13 protein-coding genes are annotated in these 14,713 nt (G+C 72.8%); 2 read left to right on the top strand and 11 right to left on the bottom strand.

Features of this window, described 5'->3' with window-relative positions:
* Positions 1-134: 134 nt before the first annotated feature.
* Together ACFT32_RS14235 and ACFT32_RS14230 are read left to right on the top strand one after the other, a co-directional pair.
* Positions 135-2,666: a SpoIIE family protein phosphatase gene (locus ACFT32_RS14235; protein WP_382488778.1), complete on the top strand. Its 2,532-nt coding sequence runs from the start codon at positions 135-137 to the stop codon at positions 2,664-2,666.
* A 123-nt stretch (positions 2,667-2,789) separates the two neighbouring features.
* Positions 2,790-3,212, top strand: a complete 423-nt coding sequence (locus ACFT32_RS14230) for a DUF350 domain-containing protein (protein ID WP_184598941.1) — start codon at positions 2,790-2,792, stop codon at positions 3,210-3,212.
* A 70-nt stretch (positions 3,213-3,282) separates the two neighbouring features.
* Here the strand turns inward: ACFT32_RS14230 and ACFT32_RS14225 are convergent, their stop codons facing one another.
* From ACFT32_RS14225 to ACFT32_RS14175, 11 genes are all read right to left on the bottom strand, one after another.
* Positions 3,283-4,338, bottom strand: coding sequence for an NAD(P)/FAD-dependent oxidoreductase (locus tag ACFT32_RS14225; protein WP_382488776.1), 1,056 nt, complete (start codon positions 4,336-4,338; stop codon positions 3,283-3,285).
* Positions 4,339-4,347: 9 nt separating this feature from the next.
* Entirely contained in the window at positions 4,348-4,866 is a 519-nt protein-coding gene (locus tag ACFT32_RS14220; protein ID WP_382488774.1) for an isoprenylcysteine carboxyl methyltransferase family protein, read from the bottom strand.
* Entirely contained in the window at positions 4,863-5,951 is a 1,089-nt protein-coding gene (locus ACFT32_RS14215) for a type III polyketide synthase (RefSeq protein ID WP_382488773.1), read from the bottom strand. The genes ACFT32_RS14220 and ACFT32_RS14215 overlap by 4 nt, the downstream gene beginning before the upstream one ends.
* 94 nt (positions 5,952-6,045) lie before the next feature.
* Positions 6,046-6,897 carry a UbiA family prenyltransferase gene (locus tag ACFT32_RS14210; RefSeq protein ID WP_382488771.1) on the bottom strand — a complete coding sequence of 284 codons (852 nt, stop codon included), beginning with the start codon at positions 6,895-6,897 and terminating at the stop codon, positions 6,046-6,048.
* On the bottom strand, positions 6,894-7,064 hold the full coding sequence (locus ACFT32_RS14205; RefSeq protein WP_382488769.1) for a hypothetical protein: 171 nt from the start codon (positions 7,062-7,064) through the stop codon (positions 6,894-6,896). Before ACFT32_RS14205 ends, ACFT32_RS14210 begins: the two co-directional genes overlap by 4 nt.
* A 76-nt stretch (positions 7,065-7,140) precedes the next feature.
* Positions 7,141-7,641: a hypothetical protein gene (locus ACFT32_RS14200; protein ID WP_382488767.1), complete on the bottom strand. Its 501-nt coding sequence runs from the start codon at positions 7,639-7,641 to the stop codon at positions 7,141-7,143.
* A 95-nt stretch (positions 7,642-7,736) separates the two neighbouring features.
* Entirely contained in the window at positions 7,737-10,676 is a 2,940-nt protein-coding gene (locus ACFT32_RS14195) for a hypothetical protein (RefSeq protein WP_382488765.1), read from the bottom strand.
* A gap of 2 nt (positions 10,677-10,678) precedes the next feature.
* The gene (locus ACFT32_RS14190; RefSeq protein ID WP_382488763.1) at positions 10,679-12,517 is read right to left on the bottom strand and encodes an HSP90 family protein; all 1,839 of its coding nucleotides are present in this window, start codon (positions 12,515-12,517) and stop codon (positions 10,679-10,681) included.
* Positions 12,518-12,604: 87 nt separating this feature from the next.
* Positions 12,605-13,597, bottom strand: a complete 993-nt coding sequence (locus ACFT32_RS14185) for a hypothetical protein (RefSeq protein ID WP_382488762.1) — start codon at positions 13,595-13,597, stop codon at positions 12,605-12,607.
* A gap of 124 nt (positions 13,598-13,721) precedes the next feature.
* Positions 13,722-14,006, bottom strand: coding sequence for a hypothetical protein (locus tag ACFT32_RS14180; protein WP_382488760.1), 285 nt, complete (start codon positions 14,004-14,006; stop codon positions 13,722-13,724).
* Entirely contained in the window at positions 14,003-14,668 is a 666-nt protein-coding gene (locus tag ACFT32_RS14175; protein WP_382488758.1) for a hypothetical protein, read from the bottom strand. The genes ACFT32_RS14180 and ACFT32_RS14175 overlap by 4 nt, the downstream gene beginning before the upstream one ends.
* Positions 14,669-14,713 lie beyond the last annotated feature (45 nt).

Below are 14,713 nucleotides of genomic sequence, written 5' to 3'. Positions count from 1 at the left end.
GGAGGCCTCTGCCGGGCACGGCAGCCGGGTGCGGCGCGTGACCGGCTCTACTAGCCTTGACACTGCTCGACGAACGTTCTGCACGGAACCTGTGCGTCCAGCGCCGGCGGTCGGACGACCTAGGTGGGCGGATCATGAGGACACGGCCCGGGGCTGGGAGCAGGCGGCTGGGGCTGACGGGTACCTCGGTCCTGGCGAGCGGCTTCCTGGCGGTGCTGATCGGTGTCGCGTTCGCCGTCCTGCTGCAAGTCATCGGTGACGCTCGCGGCTTCACCGCCGACGCGAGGGCCTCGCGCGAGGCCATCACCGATGCCGGCACTCTGGAACAGCATCTGCTCGACCTGGAAACCGGGCAGCGCGGCTTCGTCATCACCCGGGACGAGGCGTTCCTCCAGCCCTGGCAAACGGCACGGGAGGCCTATCCGGCCGAGGCCAGGCGGCTCCTGGCGTCGGCGACCTCCCCGGAGCAGCGCCGTCTCGCGGGTCAGATCAACAGGGACATGGACTCCTTCCTCACGGACTACTCGATACCGCTGGTCGAGGCGGTTCGGCGTGACGATTCCTCGGCCTCGAGTCCGGCGGGGACTGCTGAGGGCAAGCGGCGGGTGGACGCGCTGCGGGCCAGGTTCACCGCGTACATCACCGATGAGCGGGCGAAGCTCCAGGAGCGCCAGGACGCCACGGACGCCAGCGCCCAGCGGGCCGTGATCGTGGCGAGTGCGGGACTCGCCGGACTGACCGGGCTCATCGTCACGCTCACGGTGTTCCAGCACCGGGCCATCGTGCGGCCGCTGCGGCGCGCGGCCTCGGCGGCCGGGCGGCTCGCGAAGGGCGATCTGGAGGTACGGGTGCCCTCCAGCAGGGTGGCGGAGGTCGCCGCGCTGGCAGCGTCGTTCAACACCATGGCCACCTCGTTGCAGGAGAGCCGCGCGCGGACCGAGGAGACCCGTGAGCGTCTGGAGTTCCTGTACAAGCGCCTGGAGCTGCTGTACGGGGCGAGTGTGTCGGTGGGCACCGGGCTGGATGTGGAACAGACGGCACGCGAGTTGGCGCGCGTGGCGGTTCCGGGGTTCGCCGACTTCACCACCGTCGACCTGCTGGAACCGGTCCTGCGCGGCGACGAGCCGACCGCCGGAGTCGACACGCGGCTGCGCCGGGTGGCGGCCGACGGTGTCCGGGACGATGCCCCCTTGCTGGGTCTGCCGGACCCGCCGGACCTGACCTCGCCCCCGCCTGAGGCCCCGGGGCCGCTCTCCGGACGGGCCAGGCTCGACGCGGACCTGCGTGACAGCGCGGAGTGGGCGTCGGAGCAGCCGGAGGCGGCAGCCCGCGTCCTCGCGTACGGCATCCACTCAAGGATCAGGACACCTCTGCAGGCCAGAGGGGTGACGGTGGGTACGGTGGACTTCTGGCGCAGCCGGCCCGATCCGTTCGGGCCCGACGATGTCGCCTTCGCCGAGGAGCTGGCCGCCAAGGCGGCGGTCGCCGTCGACAACGCGCGCCGCTTCACCCGGGAGCGGTCCACCGCGTTGGCCCTGCAGCGTCATCTGCTGCCGCGGCGTCTGCCCTATCAGACGGCCGTGGAGGTGGCCTCCCGCTACCTGCCCGCCCGGACGCGGACGGGAGTCGGCGGTGACTGGTACGACGTGATCCCGCTGTCGGGCAGCCGGGTCGCCCTGGTCGTGGGGGACGTCGTCGGACACGGTCTCCAGGCCTCCGCGGCCATGGGCCGGCTGCGCATCGCCGTGCGCACGCTGGCGGATGTCGACCTGCCGCCCGACGAGCTGCTCACCCACCTCGACGACCTCATCCTGCACCTCTCCGAAGGCGAACCCGTGCCCGGCGGGCCCGGAGACGACGAAGGGGCGCACGGCCTCGGGTTCTCCTCGGCGGACCTCGGAGCCACCTGCCTGTACGCGGTGTACGACCCGGTCTCCCGCCGCTGCACGCTGGCCACGGCCGGGCATCCGATGCCCGCCGTCCTGGCTCCGGACGGCACGGCGCACGTCGTCTCCGGTCATGTCGGGCCCCCGCTGGGGATCGGCAGTCTCCCCTTCGAGGCCACCGATCTGGAACTGGACGCCGGGAGTGTGCTCGCCCTGTACACCGACGGCCTCGTCGAGGCGCGCCACCGGGACATCGACGTCGGGCTGGCCGAGTTGTGCCGCGCCCTGGAGCGGCCCGCGGAGTCGCTGGAGGAGGCCTGTGACATCGTGCTCGGATCCCTGCTCACCGACCGGGCGGCGGACGACGTGGCGCTGTTGCTGGCCCGGACCCGCGCTCTGCCGGCGGATCATGTCGCGACGTGGCAGATCCCCGCGGAGCCGGTCCAGGTGGAGCGCGCTCGCAAGCTGGTCGTCGAGCAGCTCGACGCCTGGGGGCTGACGGAGGCGACGTTCGTCTTCGAGCTGGTGGTGAGCGAGCTGGTCACCAACGCCATCCGTTACGGGCAACCCCCGATCCGGCTCCGGCTCATCCGCGATCACACGCTGATCTGCGAGGTGTCCGACACCAGCAGTACCGCGCCGCACCTCCGGCGTGCCCGGGCCTTCGACGAGGGCGGGCGCGGACTGCTCCTCGTCGCCCAGCTCACCCAGGGCTGGGGCACCCGGCAGACGACCAAGGGCAAGACCATCTGGTGCGAGCAGGCCCTGCCCGCGTCGTGACGGCGCCATGGGCCGGAGGATCGGGCCAGGGGGGCCGGTCGGGGCGCCGAACAGGTGCGTTACATTTTGCTGTTCCTTGACCGCGATCATTCACGATCTCTCACGCTACGGAGCCGCCCACCCATGAGCGACATCGTCAACGGACTTGGCAGGGCCACCGCTTACGGCGGACTGGGACTGGTTCTGCTGGTCCTCGGCATCGTCCTGGTCGACGTGCTCACGCCCGGCAAGCTGGGCCGGCAGATCTGGGAACAGCGCAACCGCAACGCCGCGATGGTGCTCAGCTCCGCGCTGCTCGGTATCGGTGGCATCGTGTTCACGTCCATCTGGACGACGTACGAGGACTTCGGCAAGGGACTGGTCTCGACCGCCGCGTTCGGGCTGCTGGGTCTGGTGATGATGGCCGTGGCGTTCCTGGTGGTGGACCTGATCACGCCGGGGCGCCTGGGCGCGGCGCTGGTCGAGCCCGAGCCGCACCCCGCGGTCTGGGTGACGGCGTCCTGCAATCTCGCCGTGTCGGCCATCCTGTCGGCGTCCATCGCCTGACGCGGATCTCCCGACGAGCGGTCCTGTCGGCCCCCTGCCGGACGTCGAGCGTCCGGCAGGGGGCCGACCGCTACCCGGTCGCCCGGCCGGACCCGGTCCGCTCCCCCGCAGGCCGCGCCAGCATGCCGACGGCCGCGGAGAACAGCCACGGCAGGCTTTGTGCGACGGGCACCAGCGCCGCGCGGGCCGGGAGCGGTCTGGTCGCACCGAGGAGCGCGTGGGTCAGCCAGCGGTAGCGCCGGGTGAGCCGGCGCCACTCTTTCTCGTAGGCCGTCAGGTCACCGTCGGTGATGGCCCGGACCGCGGCGGACGCCTGCGCGAGTGCCAGCGCGATGCCCTCGCCGGTCAGCGCGTCGACGTAGCCGGCGGCATCGCCCACGAGCAGCACCCGGCCGGCGGTGCGCGTGCTGGCGGTCTGGCGGAACGGGCCCGCGCCCCGTACCGGTCCGGCGGGGCCGGCCCCGGCCAGCCGCTCCCGCAGCTCGGGGAACGCGGCGAGGTGGGCGTCGTAGGGGCGGCGGGCGGTGGTGAGGACCGCGACGCCCACGAGGTCGTCGGCCACCGGGGTCACATAAGCCTCCGCCTCCCGGGACCAGTACACCTCGACATGGTCGCTCCAGGGCGCGAGCGTGTAGTGGCGCCGCAGCCCGTGCCGCGGACGGGCCCGGCGCGGCCGGTTCAGCCCGAGGGCGCGGCGGATCGGCGAGTGCAGGCCGTCGGCCGCCACGAGGTGACGGGCGCGAGTGCCGTCGACCACCACCCCGTCCTCGTCCTGCCCGACATGACGCGCGGCGCGCTGCTCGACGCGTACGCCCGCCGCCAGCACCGACTCGCGCAGCAGCGCGTGCAATGTCGTACGGCGGACCCCGCGCCCCGGGCCCGCCCGGAAGTCGGCGTCGACCCGGCGGGGGCCCGCGACATAGCGGATTCCTCGCAGGTCACGCCCCGGCGGGTGCACGCCCAGTGCCGCCAGGGCGGCGACGGCGCCCGGCATCAGGCCCTCGCCGCACGCCTTGTCGACGATGCCGGCACGCTGCTCCCACACGCAGACGTCGAGCCCCGCCCGGGCCGCGTGCAGGGCCGTGGCCAGGCCCGCGGGTCCGCCGCCGACGACGAGCAGGTCCATGGGTGCCTCCTAGGCCAGCCGTGCCAGGGCGGCGTCCTCGGCGCGGATGCGGGTGGCGAGCAGGGATCCGTTCAGCGCGGTGAAGACGATCGCCGTGGCCCAGGCCGAATGGACGAGGGGCAGCGCGAGCCCTTCGACGGCGACGGCGACATAGTTCGGGTGCGGGATCCAGCGGTAGGGTCCGCCGGTCACGCGCGCGGCGCCCGGCACGACGATCACCCGGGTGTTCCACTGCCGGCCCAGGGTGGCGACGCACCACCAGCGCAGCCCCTGCGCGAGCGCGACAAGGGCGAGCATGGCCCAGGCCAGGGCCGGTACGACGTCCGGTCTGCGGATCCACACCTCGGCGAGCGCGCCGACGAGCAGGCCCGTGTGCAGCAGCACCATGAACGGGTAGTGCCCCCGGCCGGACTCCACACCGCCCCGCCCGAGGCTCCACGCGGCGTTGCGGCGGGAGACGGCCAGCTCGGCGACCCGCTCCAGGCCCACGGCCAGCACCAGGATCGTGAACAGGATCTCGCTGCTCACCGCTCACCGCCCGGGGCGCGGAGGAGCACGAGTTCGGAGCAGAAGCCCGGGCCCATGGCGAGCATGAGTCCGTAGGAGCCGGGCGGGGGCGGTCGGTCGGCGAGTGTGTCCGCCATGACGTGCAGCACCGAGGAGGAGGACAGATTGCCGATCCGGCGCAGCGATTCCCAGGTCACGCTCAACGCGTCGCGCTCGACACCGAGGGCGTCCTGCAAGGCCTCGAGTACCTTGGGGCCGCCGGGGTGCGCGACGTACCAGTCGAGATCGGCGCAGGTCAGGCCGTGATCGGCGAGGAAGCCGCGGACATCGTCGCCGACGTACCGGCGCACCAGGTCGGGGACGGCGGAATCGAGCACGACTCTGAATCCGCCGGAGCCGATCTCCCAGCCCATCATGCGTTCCGAGTCGGGGTAGAGGCGGCTGCGCGAGGCGAGCACTTCGGGAGCGGCGGGGTCGTCGGACTGTGCGAGGGGGTGCTCGCTCCCGACGGCGACCACGGCCGCGGCGCCGTCCCCGAACAGGCCGCTGGCCACGAAGTTGGCGACCGAGGTGTCGTCGCGCTGGAGTGTGAGGGAGCACAGCTCGACCGACATCAGTACGGCCACCGCGTCCGGGCGGCCGCGCAGCAGGTCGTGCAGGCGGGCGATGCCGGCGGCGCCGGCGACGCAGCCGAGGCCGACGAGGGGCAGGCGCACCACGTCGGGGCGCAGGCCGATCTCCGCCGCGACACGGGCCTCGAGGGAGGGCACGGCCAGGCCGGTCACCGTGCACGAGACGATGTAGTCGACGTCGGCCGGTGTGAGGTCGACGCTCTTGAGCGCGTCGACGACCGCGCGACCGCCGAGTTCGACGCCGGCCCGGATGAAGACGTCGTTGGACTGGCCGAAGTCCTCGATGCGGCCGTACTCCTCCAGCGGGAGCACGGTGTGCCGGGTCTCGACGCCCACGTTGCGGTGGAACCGTTCGACGACGCCGCGATCGATCGTGTTCCCGACCAGTGTGGTGGTGAGGGACTCGGTGATCTCCTCCTGCCGGTGGCAGTGCTCGGGCAGGGTGCCGCGGACACTGAGGACGCGCATGGTCATGCTGGCTCCTGGGATCGGGCGGTGGGGGGCGACGAGCACCCGGCTGACGCGGTCGAGTGGGGCCGCCGGGGCGGTCGCGACGTCTGCCGCGTCATCAGCCGGCCGTCAGCAGCGCGACGTCGAGCAGGGCGATGGTCACCGCGGCACGGAAGGGGGCGCGCCCGCGGGCGAACAGCGTGAACACCGCGAGGACGACCACCAGGGCCAGGGCCGCCCAGGTCCACGCGGGAGGGGATCCGGCGGGACCGGCCACGGCGAGCGCCGAGGCGGCGGTGAGCAGCACGGCGGCCAGGACGCGTGAGCGGTGTTCGCCGATCCGGTGCGGCAGGCCGCGGACACCAGTGCGTGCGTCGTCGGCGAGGTCGGGCAGCACGTTGAGCAGATGCGCTCCGACGCCGAGTGCGGCGCCGGCGCCGGTCATCCACCAGGGCGCCCAGTGGGGTGCCGGTCCGGCGAGGGTGACGACCGAGGGCAGCGTTCCGAAGCCGCACGCGTACGGCGCCCAGGACCACCGGGTCGCCTTGAGCCCGAGGTTGTAGGCGTGGCCCGCGCCGGTGGCGAGGACGACATTGACCAGCGCGCTGCGCCAGCCGGCGAGCGCGGACAGCACGAGGGAGGCGACGGCGGCCAGGACGAGGGCGCGCACCACCCAGCCGGCCGGGAGAAACCCGGCGGCCAGCGGCTTGTCGGTGCGGCCCACCGCGCGGTCGCGCGCGAGGTCGAGCAGGTCGTTGCCCCAGCCGATCGTGAGCTGGCCGGTGAACACCGCCGCCGTGACGGCGACGGCGTGGAACGGGTGCAGACCGCCGCGGAGCGCCAGCAGGCCGGTGATGACGGTGACCGCCAGGGCGGGCCCGCCGTGGGCGGCGGCGAGCAGCGCGAGCACACGCGGCGGTCTGTGGCGCGCCGGGGTCGGGTCGGCCGTGCCGGCCGCCTCGGCGGTCACCGGCCCCGCCGCGTCGCGTCCGGCGCCTGACAGGTCGTCTCGTCGCACGCGCCGGGGCCGCCGGGCAGCCGCGGGGCGCAACCGGCGTGGGCGTGCCCGGCCTCGGCCCGTGGGCGGCGTACGACGGAACCGGCGTGTCCGGTCGACCCGGTGAGCACGATGCGCATGGAGCATCGGTCCCACGTTGCCGGGCCGCTCACACGAGGCGGTCAGGCATCCGGTGGAATCGGCGTGCCCGGAGCGCTAGGCGGCATCGTGGATGACGAGCTTGAACTCGGCGAGGGTCAGGAGGCGGGAGGCGGCGTCGTTGTGCGTGACACGGAGTGCGATCGGGGTGCCCGGGGCGACGAAGATGCCGTGGTTCTTGACGTAGTACTGGCCTCCGGGTGTCGGTGTGCGGTGCTCGGTGGCCGTGGTGTCGTTGGGGGTGGGCGTCAGGCCCAGCGGGTCACGGACGTACTGGTCGCGCAGTTCCGTGTAGCCGCCCGTGCCACTGGCGGACTCCCACTGGATCATCGCGTGCAGATGGCCCCAGCCGGCTTTGGACGGCCAGATCAGGCCGCTGCGGTCGTCTGTCGCCCAGTTGCTCACGACGTAGCCGTCCGGCTGGACGGCCTGGTGCATCTCGAATCCGTCCGATGACTCCGCCGTGCCGAAGGGGAACCGCACGATCTTGTACGTGGTTCCCGGCGCGATCAGCTGGGGGGTGTCGACCTTGAGCGAGCAGACGTGAACTCCGGCCACAACGCCACCTTCCTTAGACTTGGTTCAGCACTGCCCGCCGTCGGCCGACGGCATGCCCGCGCCGGTGTGGCCCGGCGCGTTCCCCTCCCCCGGGGTCACTCCTCGTCGCGGAGCCGGGCCGCCAACGACGTCAGCGGCTCGGTCTCCTCGGTGTGGCCCAGGGCGGTCAGGCGGGAGACCGCCGCGTCGAGGCGGGTGAGGGCGGGGGCGGGGCGTTCCAGGTAGATGCCCTCCACGGCACCGGCGAGGCGGACGCACTCGGCCCATTCCCCGGCCCGGTCCTCCTCCGGTCCCGGCTCCCCGAGCAGGGCGAGGGCCTTGTCCAGGGCGGCCAGTGCGTCCTGGTACGCGCCGGCGTAGGCGTTGACCCGTCCGTATTCGTAGGCCAGGGCGGTGTCCAGGGAGCGGCCGCGCGGCTCGTACCCGGCCGCGCGGGCCTCGTCGGCGATCCGGCCCGCGTCGGCGAGCAGGGCGAGGGCGTCGGCCAGGCCGTCGGCACGCTGCTGCTGGGCCTGGAGGCGGGCAAGTTCGCGCAGGCAGCTGCTGAGCTGCTCGTAGCGCGGGGCCCGGGCGTGGGCGGCGCGTGCCTGATCCGCCACTTCGCGGGCGCGGCCGAACTCGCCGGACTCGCCGAGGAGTACGGCGGTCTCGGCGGCGATCATGGCATGGCTCCCGGGGTCGTCGTCCCAGCCCGCCGACTCGGCCGCGAGGGCGACGAACTCCGCCGTGGCCGCCTTGAGGTCCTCCCCCGCGTGCAGCGCGCGGGCGCGGGTCAGGCGCAGCTGGGCGACGAGCCGGTCGTCCAGCTCTCCGGCGGCCGCGTCGGGTTCGGCGAGCAGGGAGTCGAGGAGGGCGATGCAGTCCTCGACGCGGCCCAGGTCGAGGCTGAGCTGGGCCGCGTTGCCGTAGGCGCAGAACGCGTCCGTGCGGCTGCCGCGGCGGAGGTCCAGCTCCGCTGAGCGTGTCAGGTGCCGCAGTGCCTCGTCCGGGCGGCCGAGGTGCATGCACACCTCGGCCAGATCGCCGTGGAGGCGGGTGGTGTCGACCGTGTCGGCCGGCCAGTCGGCGGCTCGTCGCAGGCCCTCGGTCAGGTCCGCGTGCGCGGCCTGCGCGTCCTGGAGGCCGAGCTGGAGCCGGCCGCGCAGTCCGAGCGTGCGGGGCAGGTGCCAGGCAGGGCCCTGCGCCTTCAGCCGGTCGAGGAGCGCGTCGGCCTCGGTGACCGCCGCGTGCAGGTCGCCGGACATGGCGTGTGTGCCGGCCCGCAGCAGCAGAGCGCCGGAGATCTGGCCGGCGACGTCGTGCCGGGTGGCGAACGCGTGCAGCAGCTCCACCTCGGCGAAGACCGGCGCGACGTGCTCCTCGCTTCCCGAGGTCTGCAGGCGCAGGGCCAGCGCGGTGGCCCGCAGCCGCAGCAGACGGGCCTCCAGGTACGGGGTGAGGCCGGGCGTCTCCTCGTGCAGACGGACCATCGAAGCGTGGGCGGCGGTCAGCGCCGCGGCCTTGGTCTCCGCTCCGTCGGTGTCCTCGGCGGGGAGTTCGGCCGTGGCGAGCAGGGCGCGGGCGCGGGCCAGCGCCGCGTGGCCCGGCGCTTCGGCGTCGTCGTACAGGGCGGCCGCCTCCTCGAGGAGGGCGGCGGCGTCGGCGAACTCGTCCTTCTCCCCCGCCCGGTCGGCCTCTTCGGCCAGCAGGTCCGCGCGCAGTTGTACGAGCGGGCCGACGGCCGGGTCGTCGGGGTGGGTGTAGTCGCGGGCCGCGGCGAGTGTGCGCAGCCGCGCCCAGCAGGCGTGGGCGTCCGGGTGCCCCTGATCCTCCAGGGTCCTTGCCCGGAGGATGAGTTCGGGCAGCGACTCGGGGACGGCCGCGGTTGTGCGGGCGGCGGGCGCGGCTACCGGGGCGGCCGGGGCGATGTCGTCGAGGCCCCGGGGGCGCAGGGTCAGTTCCAGCGACTCCAGGAGCGGGGCGCGGTCGAGGCGAGCCCTGCGGCGGTCGGTGTGGGCCGTGGTTCCGTTGCGGGTGTCGAAGCGGGCGGCGAGGTCGTCGGCGCTGCCCCGCACCTCGGCGCGCAGGCCGGCCACGGTCCAGGTGCGGCCCGAGTAGCCGGGGGCGGGCAGTTCGCCGTGGCCGAGGCCCTCGACCCGCTGGAGGAGGACCTCCACGCCGGTGAGGAAGCCGAGCAGGTCCAGCGGCGAGTCCACCTCGTCGAACAGGCTCCGGTTCTCGGCGAGCAGTTCCAGACCGCGTGCCTCGTTGCCGGTCAGCGCGCAGAACTCCAGGTGTCTGCCGACCTCCTGGGCCATCGAGGGGTTGCGGCGGCAGCCGCGGTATCCGGCCAGGTGCAGTTCGCGGGCCCGGTCGGTGCGGCCGGTACGCAGCAGGGGCAGCAGTGCGTAGGAGACGGAGCGGGCCGGTTCCTCCTGGCAGGATTCCTTCCCGGCCAGGACGGGTTCCCAGGCGCGCAGCGCTCGCTCGTCGTCGCCGGCCGTGAGGTGGTACAGGGCGCGCTCGCAGGTTTCGCATGCCTCGCAGTCGCTGAGCCTGGTGCGGGTGCGGCTCGCCCACAGCTCGTAGGCGAGGTTGGTGTCCTCTCCGACGTGGACGGCGAGCTGGTACGCCTGTCCGTAGCAGGGCTGGAGGCCGAGGCCGGCCTTCTCGTAGCGGTCGCGCATCTCCTGCTGCCACTGGCGCAGGCCGGCCAGCGGTATCTCGGGCAGCGCGCGCAGGGCGTTGGCTACCCACTTGAACCGCCAGAACAGCATGTGGCGCAGGCGCTCGTCGAAGACGTCGGGCTGCTCGTCGAAGAGGGTGAGCAGGCGGGCGAAGACGACGGGCGACTTCCGGGGCTCGGCGCCGTAGGTGTACGCCTCCTGCAGTTCGAGGAGCGCGTGGACGAGCGGGACGGGTTCGGCGAACTGCTCGGCGGCGTCGACGAGTTCCTCGGCGGTGACGGTGCGGGTGCGGCCGTAGGGGCGCCTGCCGTTCTCCTGGAGCGCCTGGTACAGCTCGTCCGTGTTCTGGGGATGGGGTGCGGTCGGCATCGTCAGCTGTCCTTGCGGAGGGCGTGGGCGAGGAGGTCGAGGAAGGAGCGGTTGATGAGGCTCGATTCGGCGGGCCTGAGGGGACGCCGGGACAGCATCGCGGCCTGCCCGTAGAGGGCTTCGGCGCTGGTGCGGGCCAGTTCGGGTTCGTCGATGGTGACGGCCGTGCGCACCAGCGGGTTGAGCTGGTTGAGGATCAGCTGGGCCCGCGGGGCCTCCTGGCGCAGGGCGCCGAGGATGTCGCCCCACAGGCCGCCTTCCTGCTCGCGGGCGAGCTGGGAGCGGGTGCGTTCGTGCCGGGCCTCGCGGCTGTCGACGAGGAGGGCCGGGGCGGAGGCGGGCTGGAAGGTGCGCAGCGCGACATCGCAGTCGAAGACGGCGAGGGCGTCGCGGGCCTGGGCGAGGTAGGCCGCGGCGGCCAGTTCCGTCTCCCGGTCGACGGGGTCGAGGTGGGCGGTGAGGGTCGCCGGGTCGAGATCGGCGACGGCGGTCTCGGGCCTGATCTCGGGCAGCCGGTGCACCAGTTCGCGGTCGTAGGTGTAGCCGCCGTTGACGACGCCGAGCCCGGCGGCCGAGGCGATCGCGGCGACCTGCCGGAACTCCTCCACGCTCGAGGTCACCAGCACGGTGCGGTGGGTGCGGGCGAACTCGTCGAGGGTGGTGTGCCCGTCGGTGGTCTCGAACGGCAGCCAGGGCAGCAGCATCCGCAGGATCTCGTCGTCGTGCACGGCGAGCGACTTCACGGCCAGGTGGTGGGCCTGGAGGAAGCGGGCGAGCAGGTCCGGGTCGCTGGCGGCGGCGCGGGCGATCCAGGCGCGCAGCCGCTCGGCGAGGGCGTCGCGGACGGCTGCGAGGGTGTCGTCCTCGTACAGGGACTCGCGGGACGCGGTCGGGCGCAGGCTCTCGGCGTCGACGACGCAGCGGACGAAGAAGGCCCACTCGGGCAGGATCTCCTCGGCCTGTTCGGACAGCAGCATGCCCTTGACGTGCACGCGGTGGCCGTGGCGGCGGCCGGCCGGCACCGTCTCGGGCAGGACGCAGGCGATGCCCTTCAGGCCGACGGCCGGCAGGTCCAGTTCGATGGTGTCCAGCGGGGTGAATCCGAAGACGTCTTCGCCGTACGCGGCCAGTGCGCGGGAGCGGGCTCCCGGGGTGGGGTACGTGCGGGCCCAGGGTGCGGGCTCAGGGTTCACGGGCGTGCCTGGGCCGCCTGTGCTGTCGTCGAAGGTGACGGGGTGGCGCAGCAGAGAACCGAAGTGGCGGGCCAGCTCGTGCACCTGCGCCGCGCGGGTCCACTCGCCCGCGTCGGCGCGCGGTGTCAGGGTGACCGTGGTGCCGGGCCGGGGGCGGGCGGAGGCGGGCAGGGTGCGGACGGTGTAGCTGCCGTCGCCTCGGCCGCGCCACTCCACGGCGGGGGCGTCGGGGGTGCGTGCGGAGCGGCTCAGGACGTGGATCTCGTCCGCGACCAGGAAGCAGGAGAGCAGGCCGATGCCGAACTGGCCGATGAAGTCGGCGCGTTGTTCCGCGATGCGCTCCGCGCGCTTGCTGCTGCGGCCGATGGTGGCGAGGAAGGTGTGCACGTCGGCCTCGGTGAGACCGACGCCGTCGTCCTCTACGCGGACCACGGAGCCGTCGGCGTACAGGCGGATGCCGAAGGTGCCGTGAGGCTCGACGGCATGCCGTGCGGTGAGGGCGTCGACCGCGTTCTGCATGAGTTCGCGCAGGTAGACGCGGGGGCTGGAGTAGAGGTGGTGGGAGAGGAGGTCCACCAGGCCGCGGAGGTCGACCTGGAAGGTGCGGTCGGTGGCGGCGTGGTCGGCGGTGTTGTCGCGCAGGGGCATGGGTCAGTCCGGGGTGAAGGGAACGGCAGGAGTGGGTGGTGGTCCGCGGGGCCGGCCGAAGACGGGTGGGACGGTGTGGCCGGTGGCTCAGAAGGCCTTGCGGAAGCGCGCGTACGCTTTCTCCGGGTCCGCCATGAAGGTCCACGGCCACTCGGTGATCACACCGTCCAGCTCGCGGAAGACGTTGGAGGCCGTGCTGCTGCCCGCCAGCGAGAGGGCCATGGCGAAGATGTTGTAGTCGCCCTGCCAGCCCAGACGGCGCTCGTACGCGTGGTGCAGGATGCTGCGCTCCGCGGCCTCTCTCAGCTCGGTGCGGATCTGCGGCTGCTGGAGGCAGTCGCGGTCGTCGGACTCCACCCAGTCCTCGATATGCGCCATGGCGACGACGCAGCCGAGCCGGTGTCCGTCGGGCGCGGCGGCGACGGCCTTCCGGGCGAACTCCAGGGCCTGGCCCGGCTCTCCGCCCCAGCGCGGCTGGAGGTGCGACACCCACTCCAGATGGATGTCCAGGTTCAGCGGATCACGGCGCAGACCCGCCGCGAGCCGGGCGTCCTGGACGCTGTCGTCGACGGACATGCCGCGTCCCGAGGTGAGCAGATGACGCCACGGCGTGACCCAGTCGGGCCGGAGCTCGGCGGACTCGAGCAGGTGCTCCTCGGCGATGCGCAGCCGCTCGTTGAAGGTCTGCCACTGCTCGCGGCTGACGTCCACGGCACGGGCGGACGTGCGTGCCTCCCAGCCCCAGGCGACATGGCGCGCACCCGATATCAGCAGTGCGGTCGCCCGGAGCTCCTTGTCGTCCTTGTCCTCCTCGGCGGCCCGGACGATCCACTCCTCCACACCGTCCACATCGGTCAGCTCCCCCAGGACCGCCTGCTCGCGGCCGAGGTCGAAGGGGGCCAGCGCCGCCTTGACCGCCTCCCAGTCACCGGTGTCGGCCGCCTCCACCAGCGCGAGCACCCGCGCGTCCCCGAGCGCGCGCAGTGTGTATGTGCCGTTCTTCTGTCTGCGCGGGACGGGAAGGGCGTGCGGATCCGCCGCCGGTCTCTCCGCACCCCTCCCGAACAGCTTGCCGAACATGCCGCGTCCTCCCCTGTCCCGCGTGATCGTCCGGAGCAGCATAGACGGCCCCACCGACACCGCTTCCACAGGGTTTTCACCGGTACTTCACGGGACCGGCGCACCGTACGGCAGTCCGGTGGGGTCACGAGCTCTCGAGTGACGCCACGACGAAGGTCAACGGCAGCGTGGCGAGCGCGAGAGCGAGCCCTGCGGCCGCCATGCCCGGACGGATCTCCCGCTTGCCCCGGATCCCCAGACAGGCGGCGATCGGCGGCAGAACGCAGCTCAGGAGCAGGCCGAAGTGCCAGCCCTCTTCCGCGATGAAGAAGGCCGTGACGGCGAAACAGGCCGGCACGAAAGCGACGGTCATGGCGCGGCAGCGCGAGAGAAAGAGCTCGAGGTCGTCGACCCCACCGAACACACTCATGACCTGGTGAAGACCTTGTCCTGAGTGTTGCCCGTGGAGCACAGCTTCTTTTCGTCGGCTGTCATCTTGCGGGACTTGACCACGACCGCGCTGTGCTTGCCGTCCGTGCCGTTCGGGGCCGGGCCGGTGACCTCGTCGGGGACGAACCAGTAGTAGTGGCCCCACTTGGGGTCGTCGTAGTGGGTCTGCCATGTGCCGGATATCCGCTGCATCACCTGGGCGCGGGAGATCCAGCCCACTTCTCCCGGCTTCACGTTCACGGTGAAGGAACTCGTCTCCGTGTGCGAGCTCTGCCATGTGTAGTTGTACGTCGCGGTGACACTGGCCGTGATGATGCCTTCGATGCCTCCGCCGACGGTGACCGAGCCTCCCACCGAGTGGGAGGAACCGACGGTGTCGGCCCAGGACATCGACTGGGCGGCGGGCGATTCGGTGCAGTTGAAGAGCAGTTCGGATACCTGACGCGGCTCACCGAGGTACGCCTTGCCCAGCTCCGGGGAGTTGAAGGAGCACTTGCCCTCTCCGGAAGCGCAGTCGGCCATGATCTGTTCCGCGGTGGGCTGTTCCTCTGCTGTGGCGGGCACGGCCGCCGTCGCGATCACCCCGAGGGCCGTCGCCGTCAACGCCATTGTGCGGCCGCCGTACCGCAGGGTGCGATTCATCGTCATTTCGTTGGTGCCTCTCACCATCGCATGGGGGACAGTGAC

The sequence above is a fragment of the Streptomyces sp. NPDC057002 genome (assembly GCF_042673825.1).
Classification (GTDB): domain Bacteria; phylum Actinomycetota; class Actinomycetes; order Streptomycetales; family Streptomycetaceae; genus Streptomyces.
Note: the sequence above shows the minus strand (reverse complement) of the source record. Positions and strands in the feature narration are given on the sequence as shown.

Coding starts and splice junctions, on each gene's coding strand:
- ACFT32_RS14235 (WP_382488778.1), top strand. CDS start 135: ATGAGGACACGGCCCGGGGCTGGGAGCAGGCGGCTGGGGCTGACGGGT.
- ACFT32_RS14230 (WP_184598941.1), top strand. CDS start 2,790: ATGAGCGACATCGTCAACGGACTTGGCAGGGCCACCGCTTACGGCGGA.
- ACFT32_RS14225 (WP_382488776.1), bottom strand. CDS start 4,338: ATGGACCTGCTCGTCGTCGGCGGCGGACCCGCGGGCCTGGCCACGGCC.
- ACFT32_RS14215 (WP_382488773.1), bottom strand. CDS start 5,951: ATGACCATGCGCGTCCTCAGTGTCCGCGGCACCCTGCCCGAGCACTGC.
- ACFT32_RS14205 (WP_382488769.1), bottom strand. CDS start 7,064: ATGCGCATCGTGCTCACCGGGTCGACCGGACACGCCGGTTCCGTCGTA.
- ACFT32_RS14195 (WP_382488765.1), bottom strand. CDS start 10,676: ATGCCGACCGCACCCCATCCCCAGAACACGGACGAGCTGTACCAGGCG.
- ACFT32_RS14190 (WP_382488763.1), bottom strand. CDS start 12,517: ATGCCCCTGCGCGACAACACCGCCGACCACGCCGCCACCGACCGCACC.
- ACFT32_RS14185 (WP_382488762.1), bottom strand. CDS start 13,597: ATGTTCGGCAAGCTGTTCGGGAGGGGTGCGGAGAGACCGGCGGCGGAT.
- ACFT32_RS14180 (WP_382488760.1), bottom strand. CDS start 14,006: ATGAGTGTGTTCGGTGGGGTCGACGACCTCGAGCTCTTTCTCTCGCGC.
- ACFT32_RS14175 (WP_382488758.1), bottom strand. CDS start 14,668: ATGAATCGCACCCTGCGGTACGGCGGCCGCACAATGGCGTTGACGGCG.